This is a genomic window from Actinomyces naeslundii, from assembly GCF_001956585.1.
Taxonomy (GTDB): domain Bacteria; phylum Actinomycetota; class Actinomycetes; order Actinomycetales; family Actinomycetaceae; genus Actinomyces; species Actinomyces naeslundii.
On sequence record NZ_MSRR01000004.1, the window covers coordinates 16,607 to 30,967 of the forward strand.

13 protein-coding genes are annotated in these 14,361 nt (G+C 69.4%); 6 read left to right on the plus strand and 7 right to left on the minus strand.

Going from position 1 to position 14,361, the window contains the following annotated elements; genetic code table 11:
- The first annotated feature begins 207 nt into the window (after positions 1–207).
- The gene (gene wecB, locus BKH33_RS02200; RefSeq protein WP_076142493.1) at positions 208–1,290 is read left to right on the plus strand and encodes a non-hydrolyzing UDP-N-acetylglucosamine 2-epimerase; all 1,083 of its coding nucleotides are present in this window, start codon (positions 208–210) and stop codon (positions 1,288–1,290) included.
- A gap of 30 nt (positions 1,291–1,320) precedes the next feature.
- Positions 1,321–2,442 carry a glycosyltransferase family 4 protein gene (locus tag BKH33_RS02205; RefSeq protein WP_003782940.1) on the plus strand — a complete coding sequence of 374 codons (1,122 nt, stop codon included), beginning with the start codon at positions 1,321–1,323 and terminating at the stop codon, positions 2,440–2,442.
- Here the strand turns inward: BKH33_RS02205 and BKH33_RS02210 are convergent.
- Genes BKH33_RS02210 through BKH33_RS02230 form a run of 5 tightly spaced genes read right to left on the minus strand, consistent with a single transcriptional unit; the run spans position 2,414 to position 7,933 of the window.
- Positions 2,414–3,682, minus strand: a complete 1,269-nt coding sequence (locus BKH33_RS02210) for a glycosyltransferase (RefSeq protein WP_232621511.1) — start codon at positions 3,680–3,682, stop codon at positions 2,414–2,416. The two genes, BKH33_RS02205 and BKH33_RS02210, sit on opposite strands and share 29 nt — an antisense overlap.
- Position 3,683: 1 nt before the next feature.
- On the minus strand, positions 3,684–5,045 hold the full coding sequence (locus tag BKH33_RS02215) for a lipopolysaccharide biosynthesis protein (protein WP_003785026.1): 1,362 nt from the start codon (positions 5,043–5,045) through the stop codon (positions 3,684–3,686).
- Between the two features lie 26 nt (positions 5,046–5,071).
- The gene (locus BKH33_RS02220) at positions 5,072–6,142 is read right to left on the minus strand and encodes a Gfo/Idh/MocA family protein (RefSeq protein WP_003785032.1); all 1,071 of its coding nucleotides are present in this window, start codon (positions 6,140–6,142) and stop codon (positions 5,072–5,074) included.
- Position 6,143: 1 nt separating this feature from the next.
- Positions 6,144–7,277 (minus strand): DegT/DnrJ/EryC1/StrS family aminotransferase, encoded by a 1,134-nt coding sequence (locus BKH33_RS02225; RefSeq protein WP_003785054.1) that lies wholly within the window; start codon positions 7,275–7,277, stop codon positions 6,144–6,146.
- Positions 7,277–7,933: an acyltransferase gene (locus BKH33_RS02230; protein WP_003785052.1), complete on the minus strand. Its 657-nt coding sequence runs from the start codon at positions 7,931–7,933 to the stop codon at positions 7,277–7,279. Before BKH33_RS02230 ends, BKH33_RS02225 begins: the two co-directional genes overlap by 1 nt.
- 251 nt (positions 7,934–8,184) lie before the next feature.
- On the opposite strand from BKH33_RS02230, the gene BKH33_RS02235 reads away from it, so the two are divergent.
- Together BKH33_RS02235 and BKH33_RS02240 are read left to right on the plus strand one after the other, a co-directional pair.
- A complete protein-coding gene (locus tag BKH33_RS02235) occupies positions 8,185–8,904 on the plus strand; it encodes a glycosyltransferase family 2 protein (RefSeq protein ID WP_003785046.1) in 720 nt (239 codons plus the stop codon).
- Positions 8,905–8,926: 22 nt separating this feature from the next.
- Positions 8,927–9,340, plus strand: coding sequence for a DUF2304 domain-containing protein (locus tag BKH33_RS02240; protein ID WP_003785022.1), 414 nt, complete (start codon positions 8,927–8,929; stop codon positions 9,338–9,340).
- 82 nt (positions 9,341–9,422) lie between these two features.
- Here BKH33_RS02240 and BKH33_RS02245 read toward each other — a convergent pair whose 3' ends face one another.
- Positions 9,423–10,334 carry a glycosyltransferase gene (locus BKH33_RS02245; protein ID WP_003785030.1) on the minus strand — a complete coding sequence of 304 codons (912 nt, stop codon included), beginning with the start codon at positions 10,332–10,334 and terminating at the stop codon, positions 9,423–9,425.
- A gap of 119 nt (positions 10,335–10,453) precedes the next feature.
- Between BKH33_RS02245 and BKH33_RS02250 the strand changes: the two genes are divergently transcribed.
- Both BKH33_RS02250 and BKH33_RS02255 read left to right on the plus strand, forming a co-directional pair.
- On the plus strand, positions 10,454–11,719 hold the full coding sequence (locus tag BKH33_RS02250) for an LCP family protein (protein ID WP_043539818.1): 1,266 nt from the start codon (positions 10,454–10,456) through the stop codon (positions 11,717–11,719).
- Positions 11,720–11,734: 15 nt separating this feature from the next.
- Entirely contained in the window at positions 11,735–13,249 is a 1,515-nt protein-coding gene (locus BKH33_RS02255) for an LCP family protein (protein WP_003785040.1), read from the plus strand.
- Between the two features lie 92 nt (positions 13,250–13,341).
- Here the strand turns inward: BKH33_RS02255 and galE are convergent, their stop codons facing one another.
- Positions 13,342–14,331 carry a UDP-glucose 4-epimerase GalE gene (gene galE / locus BKH33_RS02260; protein ID WP_003785050.1) on the minus strand — a complete coding sequence of 330 codons (990 nt, stop codon included), beginning with the start codon at positions 14,329–14,331 and terminating at the stop codon, positions 13,342–13,344.
- Between the last annotated feature and the right edge of the window lie 30 nt (positions 14,332–14,361).

Consider the following 14,361-nt stretch of genomic DNA (forward strand, 5'->3'; position numbering starts at 1 on the left):
GGTGGGTAGGAACCATCCAATCGGCTCATGCGGGCCGGACCCGGCGCCTGCGACTCAACGTCATTTAAGTGCCATTTTAGTGTCGTTTCAGTTTCATTTCAGTGTCAGCCAAGACCCGGAGGAGAGGTCTCCGCGCTCTGGGCGCGCTGGAGAACGGTGGTGGCCCGGAGGCGCCCGAGCCATCGCAGTCACGGTAGAGTCTCGGGTATGCGTGTCATGTCAGTAGTGGGCGCCCGGCCCCAGTTCGTCAAGCTAGCCCCGATCGATGCCGCCTTCCGTGAGACCGGGATCGAGCATGTGATTGTTCACACCGGGCAGCACTATGACCCGATGCTCTCCGATGTCTTCTTCAGCGACCTGGGAATCTCGGCCCCGGACGTCCACCTCGGGGTCGGCTCGGGATCGCACGGCGTGCAGACCGGAACGATGCTCGCGGCCATGGACGAGACCATCGAGACCCACTCTCCCGACTGGGTCCTGGTCTACGGGGACACGAACTCCACGCTGGCCGGGGCCCTGTCGGCAGTCAAGCTCCATGTGCCCATCGCGCACCTGGAGGCGGGCCTGCGGTCCTTCAACCGGGCCATGCCCGAGGAGATCAACCGGATCCTGACCGACCACGCCGCCGACCTGCTGCTGGCACCGACCGAGGTGGGCGCCGCCCATCTGGCCGACGAGGGGCTGGCCGATCGGACCGTCGTCGTGGGCGACGTGATGACCGACATCCTGTTCTCGGTGCGAGACTCCGTCGTCGACACCCCCTCCCCCGTCATGACCGAGCTGGATCTGCCCGAGGGCGGATACTCGCTGGCCACCATCCACCGGGCGGAGAACACCGACGATCCCGAGCGTCTGCGCTCCATCCTGGAGTCGCTGGCAGCGGTCGACCACCCCGTGGTCCTCCTGGCCCACCCGCGCCTGGTGGCCAAGTGCGCCGAGCACGGCATCGCTCTGGGTGACTCGGGCAACCTGCGGATGCACCCGCCCCTGGCCTATCCCGAGCTCGTCGCCTCGACCCTGCACGCCCGTGGTGTGGTCACCGATTCCGGCGGCCTGCAGAAGGAGGCCTTCCTCCTGCGGGCGCCGTGCACCACGGTGCGTCCTCAGACCGAGTGGGTCGAGACCGTCAACCTGGGTTGGAACGTCCTGGTCGAGCCCGGCCAGGCCCTGGTGCGCGCCGCCTCACGCCCACGGCCGACCGAGCCCGCCGAGGCCGAGGCCCACCCCTACGGAGACGGCAACGCCGCTCACCGGGTGGTTCAGGCCCTCACCGACCACCTGCCCGGCTGATCGCCCCGCACCGGCTCGGGCAGCGACATCATGCGCGTCACCATCGTCACCACCTGGTTCCCCACGGGCCGCTCACCGGGTCTCGGGGTCTTCGTGGCACGCCACGCCGCCTCCATGGCGGCCGCCGGCCACGACATTCGCGTCGTCCACCTCGCCTCGGCCTCCGTCGATGACGGCGTACGGCACGATCGAGTCATGGGTCTGCCCATCGTGCGTCTGCCCATGACGCTGTCCCGGCCGCACGAGCTGCTCACGGCCAGGCGGAAGCTGACAGCCCTTACTGAGGGCAGCGACGTCGTCCACACCCACGCGGTCTCCACCCTCCTGCCCTACGCCCTGGGCCGGCCCCGCCAACCGTGGCTCCACACGGAGCACTGGTCGGGGATCACCCAGCGCGGCGCCGAGCTCGGCTCCCTGGCGCGGGCGGGCGCTCAGGTGGTCCTGCGCCTGGAGCGCCGGCCCGACGTCGTCACCACCGTCTCCGACCAGCTCGCCGCCGACCTGCGGGCCTACCGCCCCCGCGGAGAGATCCTGACGGTTCCCAACGAGGTCACCATGCCTGAGGAGCCGGCACCGCGCCGGGACGTCGAGCTGGGACGTGACACGCTGCGCATTGTCGGCGTCGGGGGGCTCATCGAGCGCAAGCGCCCGGACCTTGCCGTCCGGGTGGTCGCGGCGCTGGCGGAGCGGGGCGTGCCGGCCCGGCTGACCTGGGTGGGTGGCGGACCGTTGGCCGATCACTGCACCGACCTCGCTGAGAGCCTGGGCGTCGACCTGGAGCTGACCGGTCAGCTCCCGGGCGATCGGGTCCAGCAGATCCTGGCCGACAGCGACCTCTTCCTCGTTCCCACGCTCGCCGAGACCTTCTTCCTGGGCGCTGCCGAGGCGGTCGCCGCCGGCCGGCCGGTGGTCACCAGTGACCGGGGGGCGCACACCAGCTTCCTGGATCCCTCGGTGACCGCGATCGTCAGTCAGGACGACCCGGCGACGTGGGCCGGGGCGGTGGTCGACGTCATGCAGCGCTGCGAGGGCCTGACGGCTCGCGACATCCAGGACACGCTGCCCCGGGCCTTCTCCCCCGCGGAGGTGGCACGCGCCTACAGCCACGCCTACGAGACCGCCATCACTGAGTGCTCTCGGCGCTCCCGGTGATCGCGTTGCACGCCTGCTCGTAGAGCTCTCGGCAGGCCGTGACGAAGGTCGCCTCCCCGAAACGCTGCCGGGCCCGCGACCGGATCGCCTCGGGGAGGTAGCCCCCGGCCCGGATGGAGTCAGTCACCTGGGCAAGCGCCTCGGTCAGGGAGGCGACCAGGGCGTCATCATCTCGCTGGGCCGCCGTGGGCAGGACGACGCCGGTCTCGGGCTCGACCATGAAGCGTCCCGCCCAGGTGGGCGTGGCGACGCAGGCCAGCCCCAGCGCCTGGGCCTCGGCCAGGACGGTGCCCCCGGCCTCGACCTCGCTGGCCAGGACGAAGACGTCGCTGGCGGCCATGAGTCCGGCGACCTCATCATGAGGCACCCGACCGGTGAAGGTGGAGGTCTGCTCGATGCCTTCGGCCCGGGCCAGCTCTCTTAAGGGCTCGATCTCGTGGGACTCCCCTCCGACGAGGAGCAGCCGGGTGGGCTCCCGCCCAGCGGCGAGATCAGCTCGCGCCAATCGGGCGACGGCGCGGATGGTCTCCTCAGGGCGCTTGTTGCGACCCAGGTGGGAGACATGGCAGACGGTCAGCGGCCTCTCGGTCTCGCCTCGACGATCCTGGTCCGCGGGCCTGGGGACGTCGAAGACCTCGTCGTTGACCGGCAGGGCGATGCTCGTCCACGCACCGAGCCGCCAGTAGTCGCGCAGGGCCTCGGCGAAGGGGGTGGAAACGACGGCGCGACCACCGGCCCGTTTCAGGTCTCGCCGCAGTGCCCGATACCTCCATCCGTACACGCTGCGGTCCGTCGAGCTGGGGCGGTGCTCGGTGATGGCCAGGCCGGCCCCCCAGTGCTCGGCGGCGTAGCGGCCGACGTGGATGCCGGTGAACACCGAGTGCGCGTGGACGACGTCGGGAGCCGCCTGTCCCCCGCCGTTACCGGAAGACCCGGGCAGGCTGCGGATCGTCTCCTCGTAGAGCCGCACCGCACGGGCCGCCACGGCGCGAGCCGATATCCGGTCCCCGGGCAGGGCCCCCTTGGGGACTGTGGGCACCGTGCCCCGCACGACGACGATCCCGTCCTCGACATCCGCCGTCAGCTCACGGCGCGCCTGCCACAAGGAGACCGGTTCCAGGGCGATGACACCCACTCGCATCCCGCCGCGCTGAAGCATGCGCGCCTGGTCGCGGAAGAAGGACCCGTTGTGGGGGCGGTGCCGGTCCGGGTACCACGAGGGAGTCAGGACGACGTGCACCTCACTCCTCCTCATCGTGAGGAGCGGTCATGCGGGTGGAGGGCTCGGACTCGCCGGCGGCCTCGTAGTGCCCCTCATTGGCCTCCGACGCCGGTGGGCGGGCGTCGAAGCCCCGTGCAGCGGCGTCGGCCATGAGGATCTGTCCCACGAGGATGACGCACATGATGGCGCCCAGGACGTAGGTGGTCGTCAGCAGCGAGTACGGACTGAGCCAGAGCCAGGCCAGGGGGACGGCGGCGTAGACCACCGAGAAGATCAGCATCCAGTCCTGGTTCTCGGTGACCACGAAGAGATTCGACAGGGGCGAGGTGACCAGCAGGATGAACAGCCAGGGGGTCAGGGCCCGGGCGAAGTCGCCCGACTCGCCCCAGTGGCTGCCGAAGAGCAGGGGGAAGAGCCACGGCGACAGGATGAAGAGCAGGGCGAAAGGGCCGGTCCCGAATATCAGGACCCGCTTGATGACCTGACGGACCAGTGGGCGCATCTGTCCGGGCTGCAGCGTGGCGAGCTTGTGGAAGAAGACCTGGCCGACCGCGGCGTTGATGAGGGCCATCGGGACCTCCAGGCAGCGCCAGGCCAGATTGAACTGGCCCAGGCTGGCCACCGAGTAGGAACCCACGAGCAGGTTGATGCCGTTGAGCCGCACGGCGTCGACGAAGGCGTTGAGACCGTTGAGCAGGGGCATGCGCCGGTAACGGCGGGCGACCTGCCACAGACTGGGTGCCTCGGGCGGCAACGGCCGGCGCAGCGGCTTGGCCTTGCGCCCCAGGTTGACGAAGGCCCACACCTGCCCGATCGTCTGACCGAGCAGCAGGCCTCCGACACTGACCATTCCCGCCATTCCCAGGACGAGCTGGCCCAGGGACTGGCCGACCTGCTGCTCGACCCGGTTGACCGAGATCGTCCGATAGTCCGACTGGCGGTTGTACCAGAACTGGAGGAGCTGGACCGTCGACAGCAGCAGCGTGGTCACGCCCAGCAGCGGCAGCCAGACGGCGATATCGGCCCCCCACTGCCGGGCGATCAGCGGCTTGAGGAGGAAGGCCACGACACTCGTGACGACCGAGACCACGACGATGCACACCATTCCCAGCCGGGCGCAGGCCAGGGCCCAGGCGTCCTTCTTGGGCAGCATGATCGTCATGTCGTAGCGCAGGGCCGCCACGGCCGTGATGATCGAGACCACCGAGGTGTAACGCGCCAGCTGACCGAGGTCCTCGTCGGAGAAGATGCGGGTGAGGACCATCGTCATGCCGAAGACGATGGCCTGGGCGGTGGCCGTCCCGCTGACCAGCGTCAGGACGTGGCGCAGGAACGGGGAGGACTCCATGACCGAGCGGACCCGGGCGAGTACCCCCGCCACGGGTCCACTCGATGCGGCTGACCGGTTCAGAGCTCGACCGTCCGGTTCTCGCTCGCCGAGGTCAGCACCGCCTCGACGACGTCGAGCGTGGCCACGCCCTCCGCCATGGTGACGTGGCGCTGGGCCACCCCGCGCACGGCGTCACGGAAGTTCTCCTGCTCCAGGGCCAGCGGCTCGCGCTTGGGGATCGCGTAGCGGATGACGTCGCCCTCGCTGACTCCCCGGAAGGCGGCGACCTGGTCCCAGGTGGAGGCCACGGTGCCGTTGGCGTGGAAGGTGAGGTCCCCTGTGAGGGTGTCCGCCACGAAGGAGCCCTTCTCGCCGGTGACGATCGTGACGCGCTCCTTGAAGGGCGTGAGCCAGTTGACCTGGTGGCCGACGATGATGCCGCCCTCCAGCAGGCCGGTGGCCACCATCATGTCCTCGGTCTGGCGGCCGGAGCGGTGCGTGACCTGCGCGGCCACGGAGGTGTAGCGAGCACCTGCCACCCAGGCGGTCAGGTCGATGTCGTGGGTGGCCAGGTCCTTGACGACGCCGACGTCGCTGATGCGTGCCGGGAAGGGACCCTGTCGGCGAGTGAGGACCTGGTAGACCTCGCCGAGCTCACCGGCGTCGAGACGCTCACGCAGGGCCCGCAGCGCCGGGTTGCAGCGCTCCACGTAGCCGACGGCGCCCACGAGGCCCCGGTCGGCGAAGGCGGCGGCCACGCGGCGACCCGCGGCGGCGTCATGAGCGATGGGCTTCTCCACCATGGTGTGCACACCAGCCTCGGCAAGGGCCAGGGCGACATCCTCGTGGTAGACGGTCGGGACGGCCACCATGGCGGTGTCGAGCCCGGCGTCGATGAGGGCGTGGACGTCGGGAAGGACCGGCAGCTCGCCGGCCACACCGAAGCGGTCACCACCGGGGTCCGCCACGGCCACGAGCTCCATGCCCTCGGTGGCGCGGATGACCCGGGCGTGGTGGCGTCCCATGGAGCCCAGGCCGATGAGGCCCACGCGCAGGGGGTTGTCCGCCGTGCCCTTGTCAGGCAGGTGATGGGCACCGGACGGATCGGTGGTCGTGGCCAGGCCGTCGAGGGCGACGTTCTCGCACATGTCAGGCACCTGCCTTGACGGTGGCGGCCACGGCCTGGCCGATGCGCTCCAGGTCGGCCTCACTCAGGGAGGGGTGGACCGGCAGGGAAAGGCACTCACGGGCGGCCTTCTCGGTTCCGGGCAGCTCGAGCCCCTCGGCGTAGTGGGCCAGGGAGGCCAGGCGGTGGTTGGGAATCGGGTAGTAGACACCGCTGCCCACCTGCCACTCCTCGCGCAGGGCGGCCTGAACGGCATCGCGCTCGGTGCCCGTGGCCCCCTCGAGGCGGATCGTGTACTGGTGGTAGACGTGCGTGTAGCCCTCGGGGACGTAGGGGGTGACGACGCCGTCGACGCCCGCCAGCAGTTCGTTGAGGCGGGCGGCGTTGGCCTGGCGGACGGCGGTCCAGCCGGCCAGCTTGCCCAGCTGGACGCGGCCGACTGCGGCGGCCACGTCCGTCATGCGGTTGTTGAGCCCCACCAGCTCGTTGGCATACTGCTGCTCCATTCCCTGGTTGCGGATGAGGCGGCAGCGGCGGGCCAGCTCGGCGTCGGCCGTCGTGATCATGCCGCCTTCGAGGCTGGTCATGTTCTTGGTGGGGTAGAAGGAGAAGGAGCCCCAGGCACCGAAGGCGCCCACGGGCTTGCCCTCGATGGCGGCGCCGTGGGCCTGGGCGCAGTCCTCGAAGACGGCCAGACCATGGCGCTCGGCTATGGCGAGGATCTCAGGCATGTTGGCCGGCAGACCGTAGAGATGGACCACCTCGATGGCCACCGTGCGCTCGGTGATGGAGGCCTCGACGCTGGCGGGGTCCAAGGTGAAGGTCACCGGGTCGATATCGGCGAAGACCGGGACGGCTCCGCTGATGGCCACCGAGTTGCCGGTGGCGGCGAAGGTGAAGGAGGGGACGATCACCTCCGGGGCGCCCCCTTCGCGCTCCCGGAGCTCACTGGCCAGGGTGGCCACGTGCTGGGCCGAGGTGCCGGAGTTGACGGCCACGCAGTGGACGCCATCAACGACCTGGGCGGAGAACTCCTCCTCGAAGGCCTTGACCTGGGGGCCCTGGACGACCATGCCGGAGGCGAGGACGGCGTCGACGGCGTCGCGCTCCTCCTGCCCGATGATCGGCTTCGCTGCTGGGATGAACTCGCGTGACATCAGTGGGTGACCTCTCGGATGGTGATGGAATCGGGATATGACTGCGCATCGGCCCCGGCACCGGATTCAGTGCCGAGCTCCTGGTACAGGGTCCCGGTGACGGGACAGCGCCAGCGCGCCGAGCCGTCAGAACCGGGATCGGCGGGGACGAGGGGCTCGCCGGCCCGCCCGACCCAGCCGATGCGGCGGGCGGGGACCCCGGCGACCAGGGCGTGGGCCGGCACGTCCTTGGTGACGACGGCGCCGGCGGCCACCGTGGCCCAGGCCCCCACGTGCACCGGAGCGACGCACACGGCCCGAGCCCCGATCGAGGCTCCCTCGTCGATGGTGACCCCCACGGGCTCCCAGTCGGCGGCGGCCTTGAGCGAACCATCGGGGTTGACGGCCCGGGGGAAGTGATCGTTGGTCAGCGTGACCGCCGGGCCGATGAAGACGCCGTCGGCCAGGCGGGCCGGTTCGTACACAAGGGCGTAGTTCTGCACCTTGCAGCTGTTCCCCATGACGACGCCCTCGCCGATGTAGGCGCCTCGGCCCACGATGCAGTCCCGTCCGAGGACGGCGTGCTCACGGACCTGGGCAAGGTGCCAGATGCTGGTGCCGTCTCCGAGGACGGCGTCCTCGGAGACATCAGCGGACGGGGCGATTCGGTTAGCCACGGCGACTCCTGTGCGGGCGGCCTCAGGCCGCCCTGACGTTCGAGTAAGACCGGTCAACCTGGCGGCTGCCGGGGCCGTGCCGCTCCAGTCACCGAGGCGGCGGGCTCTGCACGACCTGCACCATCCTAGGGGACTCATCCGCGCTAGACGACGCCTGGACACGACCCGAACGAGACCTACCCCACCAGGGACCACCGACTCGGCGCCCGCAAGAGGCCGGACACTGCGTCATCGCGTGCGAGAATGCGGAGGTGACTACCTCCAACGTGACGCAAGCCGGAGCGCCTGATTCGGTGCCTCAGGTCACTGATGCCTGGCTCGTCATCCCCCTGTACAACGAGGCCACCGTCGTGCGCGAGGTCATCTCCCAGGCCCGCGAGACCTTCCCCTACATCGTCGTCGTCGACGACGGCTCCAAGGACGACTCGGCCCGCCAAGCCGCTGCCGCAGGCGCCATCGTCGTACGCCATCCGGTCAACCTCGGCCAGGGCGCGGCGCTGCAGACGGGCTTCTCCTACATCCTGGAGAAGACGAACGCCAACTATGTCGTCACCTTCGACGCCGACGGCCAGCACTCCACCACGGATGCCGCCGCCATGGTCGCCGCGGCGCGCGAGGAGGAGCTCGCCGTCATCCTCGGGTCGCGTTTTCTTCAGGGGCCCTCGCCGGTAGGCCGGCTCAAGCGGCTCGTCCTACGCACGGCCGCGGCCGTCAGCTCACGCACCTCCGGCATGCATCTGACCGACGCCCACAACGGCCTGCGGGTGATCCGCCGCGACGTGCTGGTGCAGCTCAACCTCAAGCAGAACCGGATGGCGCACGCCAGCGAGATCATCCGCAAGATCGGCGCGACCGGCCTGCCCTGGCGCGAGTTCCCGGTGCACATCGTCTACACCGACTACTCCCGCTCCAAGGGCCAGTCGCTGTGGAACTCGGTCAACATCCTGGTCGACCTGCTCTTCTCCGAGTGACGGAACGGAAGACACACAGCCCATGATTCATCAGATCACCACCCAGATCGCTCCGATCACGAACCACCAGTTCTACATCCAGGCCGCCCTGATCCTGGCAGTGATAGCTGCCGGCTGGATGATGCTGCGCACCCCCGGCGGAGCCCGCCATCAGGCCGCCCGGCGGCTGGCGACCCTGGCCTTCGTGGTCTTCGCCATTGTCGCGATCGCCTTCCCCTCGGTGATGACGGCCATCGCGCACCGACTAGGGGTCGGACGAGGCACGGACCTGCTGCTGTACGCCATGGTCGTCGCCTTCCTGGCTCAGATCCTGTCCTCCTTCCGCCGCAACGGCGCACGCGAGCGGCAGATCACGCAGCTGGCACGGCGCATCGCCCTGGACAACGCGCCCGAGCCGCCCGCTGCGACAAGGCTCACCAGCACGACTCACGACTGAGCGATGAGGGCCCCGGCGAGCACCCGGCAAGCCACCCGACCGACGCTGAGTCCTCATCCCTCATCTATCCCTCAGCTATCCCTCAGCGTCGGGAGGCGCGGACCTCGAGCTCCTCGCGCAGGCGCAGCCCACTGGAGAGCAGCCAGCGCACCGGCGCCTGCCACGGGGCGTCGTAGACCCCGGAGAGATAACGCCGGGCCGAGGCGTGGTGGGCGCGGATCATCTTCTCCGGACGCGCCTTCCAGCTGGCCCCCTGCTCATGGATGACGACTGAGTCGTAGACCTGCACGTTGAGCCAGCCGGCCCGCCCGACCCGTTCCCCCAGATCCACGTCCTCGAAGAACATGAAGTAGTCGTCATCGAATCCCCCCAGGCGCCTCCAGGCGGCCGCGGGCAGCAGCAGGCAGGCCCCGGAGAGCCAGCCCACCGTCCGCGACCCGTCCGAGCCGCCCCGGTCAGCGGTGTGGTAGGCCGCGGAGAAGGGATTGCTCGGCCAGACCCTGCCCAGGACGGCATGTCCGGCGCCCTTGACCAGGGAGGGCAAGGCCCGCCCAGAGGGGTAGACGGTGCCGTCGGGGTTGAGCAGCAGCGGCCCCAGGCAGCCGGCAGCCGGGTCGGCCAGGCCCGCGTCGATGAGCGCATCAAGACTGCCCGGCTCCCAGACGAGGTCGGGGTTGGCCACCACGACCCAGTCCTCCTCCAGGCCCGCGGCCGCCAGGTTGGCTCCGGCCCCGTAGCCGAGGTTGGTCCCGTCACCGACGACACGGGCCCCGTGGCGCCGGGCGGCGGCAGTGACGACGTCGTGCTCAGTGCCGTTGTCCGCGATGACGACCGCGAGGCGGCGCGCCGTCGCCGTCTCGAGCGAAACCAGGAAGCGCTCCAGCTCCTCACCCGGGTTGAAGGCCACCGTCACCACACGCACGCTCTGCTCGTCGGGGGGGTTGAGGGGGGCGGGCAAGGCACTGGTTGGCGTCGGTTCCACAACATTGGTCACGGAAAGAGCCTAGCGCCGTGACCCACGTGAGCGGGTTCACCCCCACCAGGGCGAATTTCATGCGTCAGGTGTAGGAAGACCCATATGGATCTCATCGATGATTCCCTATCATCGCTTCCGTGCCTCAGTTCAGTAAGCCGCGTGCGCGGCACTCCTCCAAAGAACTCGGACGCCGCCTGGCCCGTCGAGCGGGGTTCAGCCTGCTCGCAGTGACGGTCTTCGTCGTCTCCGCCGCGGGCTTCGCATGGCACAACATCCAGTCACGCATCACGTGGTTCGACATCGACAGCATCCTGTCCGAGAACGACCGCCCCGGCACCAAGCCGCCGGACAGCTATAACGGCCGGGCCGTCAACCTGCTCGTGCTGGGCACCGACTCCCGTGCGGGGGACAACAACGTTGACGGATCACAGGGTGACGACGAGGTATCCGTGGCCCGCTCCGACACGGCGCTGGTCGTGCACATCTCCGCAGACCGCAAGCGCATTGACGCAGTATCCATCCCCCGCGACACCCTGGTGGACATCCCCTCGTGCAAGACTCTCGACGGCGACAGCACCGGTGCCGAGGAGGACGGCCAGTTCAACTCCGCCTTCGCCAACGGAGCCGGCAGCGGCAGCGACAAGAAGGCCGTTGCCTCGGGAGCCGCCTGCACCCTCAAGACCGTGGAGAAGATGACGAACATCCGTATCGATGACTTCATCGTCATCGACTTCAACGGCCTGTCCAAGGTGGTCGACTCCCTCGGAGGAGTCCACGTGCAGGTGGACGAGGCCATCGATGACCCCGACTACACGGGCTTCAAGCTTGACGAGGGCTGCCAGAAACTGGACGGGCAGGCCGCCCTGCAGTACGCCCGCGTCCGTCACGGCGTCGGCGACGGCTCGGACATCTCCCGCATCTCCCGCCAGCAGAAGCTCATGAGTGCCATGGCCTCCAAGGCCCTGTCCAGCAACGTCCTCACCCAGTCCGGCTTCCTGACCAGCACCCTGGAGACACTCACCACCTCGGAGCGCATCGGTCAGATCGGCAACCTGTCAGGGCTGGCCTACTCCGTCCAGGGCGTCGGCATCGACAAGATCAACTTCATCACCATGCCCAATGAGGCTGCAGCCGACGAGAACCGGGTCATCCCCACCGAGGGCGCCAAGAAGGTCTGGAAGGCGCTCGAGCAGGACAAGCCCGTCTCCGCAGACGCCGCGGCGCCGGCGACGACAGACGCACCTGCGACGGCGGACGACTCCGCCACCTCGGAGGAGCAGAACGCTGAGAACGCCGGGGTGGAGCCGACCGCAACGCAGGCGCCTGCGACCCAGTCCCCGAAGGCGGGGGCCTCTCCCCAGCAACCCGCCACGAAGCCGACCGCCTCAGCGTGCCCCGCCTAAGGCAGAATCACTGGCGTGACTCCGACAGACGACTCGCTCCCGCCCTCGATCACCCCTGGCTCCGGGGGAGGTAGGTCTCCGCGTCGGCAGCGCCCTATCGACGCCGTCAACCAGCGCAGCCGCGAGCGCGCCGAGACGCCCGGCGGCGAGGTCAGCAGCAACCCCGCCGACCCCGCAGGCGGATCCCCGCGGCGCCCGGCCTCGCCGGCTCCCGGCCCATCATCAGCCTCCACCGGCCGGCCGCAGCGACACTCGGTCCTGGGCCGACAGGACACGGACGAGCCTCACCCCGCGCAAGAGGCCTCGCAGGCGGCCCAGTCACCTCCTTCAATTCAACCTCGTCGGGCCTCCGCTGCGTCTCAACGCGGCAGCCACGCCCGGGCCGGGTCGAGTGCGGTACCACTGGAGCCGAGCGGCGACGGTCGCGGAACCACGGCCGGGCCCGAACGCACTCAGGCGATGCCCGTACGACGCGGCACCTACCCTGTCGGCACCCAGGGTCACCAGTCCCCGGAGGAGCCGGCACCGGGCAGGCCGACGTTCGAGCCCGAGCAGTCACGCGAGCCGAAGCGCCCCCGGCCGAGCTGGCGCCGGATCCTGCGCTGGACGGTCATCGCCATTGTCGTCGTCCTGGCCCTCATCGCGGCCCGGGTCGCCTGGCTGTGGAACGACGTCTCCTCCCAGCTCCACCGCGTCGACGCCCTGTCCGGGGCGGCGGACACGCCGGGCGAGACCTGGCTCATCGTGGGGTCGGACGCGCGCGGAGGCGTCATCCAGGACGACACCGAGGGCGCCCGTGCCGACTCAGTCATGCTGCTGCACAAGGCGGAGAACGGGCAGACGAGCCTGACCTCCCTGCCGCGCGACACCTTCGTGGACATCCCCGAGTACGGGGGGAACAAGATCAACGCCGCCTACTCCTTCGAAGGCCCCAAGCTGCTGGTGCAGACCGTGGAGAAGCTCTCCGGTCTGACGGTGGACCACTATGTGGAGGTCGGCATGACCGGCGTCTCGCAGATGGTCGACGCCGTCGGCGGGGTCGACGTCTGCCTGGACTACGACGTCGCCGATGAGGACTCGGGGCTGGTCTGGGACACCTCCCACGGCAAGTGTCAGACAGTGGACGGAACGAAGGCCCTGGCCTACTCCCGGATGCGCAAGTCGGACCCGACTGGCGACGTCGGGCGTGGTCAGCGGCAGCGCGCGGTCATCTCCGCAGTGGTGTCCAAGGCGGCCTCACCGACCACGATCATCTCCTTCTCCCGCCAGGACGCCCTGGTCGACGCCGGGACGAACGCACTCACGGTGGATAAGAGCGCCGGCACCATGAGCATCGCACGGATGGTGCTGGCCTTCCGCTCGGCCTCCGGCGGTGGCCTGACCGGCGCTCCCCCCATCGAGGACACGGCTTACAGCCCCGAGGACGCCGATATCGGTGAGGCGGTGCTGCTGCGGGACATGACTGCGCCGGACTTCTTCTCCAAGCTGCGCAACGGGACGCTGACGACAGCCGACTTCAACCAGTCCTGACGCACGGGATCCGTGTCGTACGCGGGCGGGCCGGCACCTCGATCGTGAGGTGCCGGCCCGCCCGTGTGGGTCCACTCCGGTCAGAGAGCCGCTCAGCCGAAGTGGGGACGGTTGGGGTCCGCCTGCCAGGAGGTGTAGGAGGAGGTGACGATGTCATCCAGGTCGTGCTCGGCCTTCCAGCCCAGGACCTCTCCGATGCGGGTGGCATTGCCGATGAGCTGGGGCGGGTCTCCCGCGCGGCGGGCGAGCTCCTCGGGCTCCAGGTCCAGTCCCGTGGAGGCGATGACCTTGGAGACCACCTCGCGTACCGAAGCCCCTTGGCCGGTGCCCACGTTGAAGATGTGCTCGGCCATGTCCTGACCACCGGCCAGGTAGTCCAGGGCGGCGATATGAGCACCGGCGAGGTCCTTGACGTGGATGTAGTCACGCACGCAGGTGCCGTCCGGAGTCGGGTAGTCGGTGCCGAAGATCTTGGGGGTCTCACCCTTGGAGAGCCGGTCGAGCACCATGGGGATGAGGTTGAGGGTGGCCATGTCCCCCAGGTCGTCCCAGCCGGCGCCGGCGACGTTGAAGTAGCGTAGGCCGGCCCAGCGCAGCCCCCAGGCCTTCTCGGCGTCGGCCATCATCCACTCCCCGATGAGCTTGGTCTCGCCGTAGGGGTTGATGGGGCGGCATTCGATGTCCTCGTCCACGATCTCCACCGGGGGCATGCCGTAGACGGCGGCCGAGGAGGAGAAGATCATCTGGTCGACACCGGCCGTCTCCATGGCCAGCAGCATGTTCGCCAGGCCGCCCACGTTCTGCTGGTAGTACCAGGCGGGACGCTCCACGGACTCGCCCACCTGCTTGCGGGCGGCGAAGTGGATGACGGCGGTGACGCCGCGCGAGCTCATGACCTCGGTGAGGGCCTCGGTGGCCTGGCCGCTGGCGACGTCGAGCTCGACCACATCAGCGCCCTTGACTCGCTCAGGAGTCCCGTAGGAGAGGTCATCGACGACGACGACCTCCTCCCCGCGCTCGAGGAGAAGTCGGACCACGTGCGCGCCGATGTAGCCGGCGCCTCCTGCAACGAGAATGCTCATGCCCCCAGTCTACACACACTCGCCCAGAAA

Coding starts and splice junctions, on each gene's coding strand:
- BKH33_RS02205 (WP_003782940.1), top strand. CDS start 1,321: ATGCGCGTCACCATCGTCACCACCTGGTTCCCCACGGGCCGCTCACCG.
- galE (WP_003785050.1), bottom strand. CDS start 14,331: ATGAGCATTCTCGTTGCAGGAGGCGCCGGCTACATCGGCGCGCACGTG.
- BKH33_RS02225 (WP_003785054.1), bottom strand. CDS start 7,277: ATGTCACGCGAGTTCATCCCAGCAGCGAAGCCGATCATCGGGCAGGAG.
- BKH33_RS02240 (WP_003785022.1), top strand. CDS start 8,927: ATGATTCATCAGATCACCACCCAGATCGCTCCGATCACGAACCACCAG.
- BKH33_RS02220 (WP_003785032.1), bottom strand. CDS start 6,142: ATGTGCGAGAACGTCGCCCTCGACGGCCTGGCCACGACCACCGATCCG.
- wecB (WP_076142493.1), top strand. CDS start 208: ATGCGTGTCATGTCAGTAGTGGGCGCCCGGCCCCAGTTCGTCAAGCTA.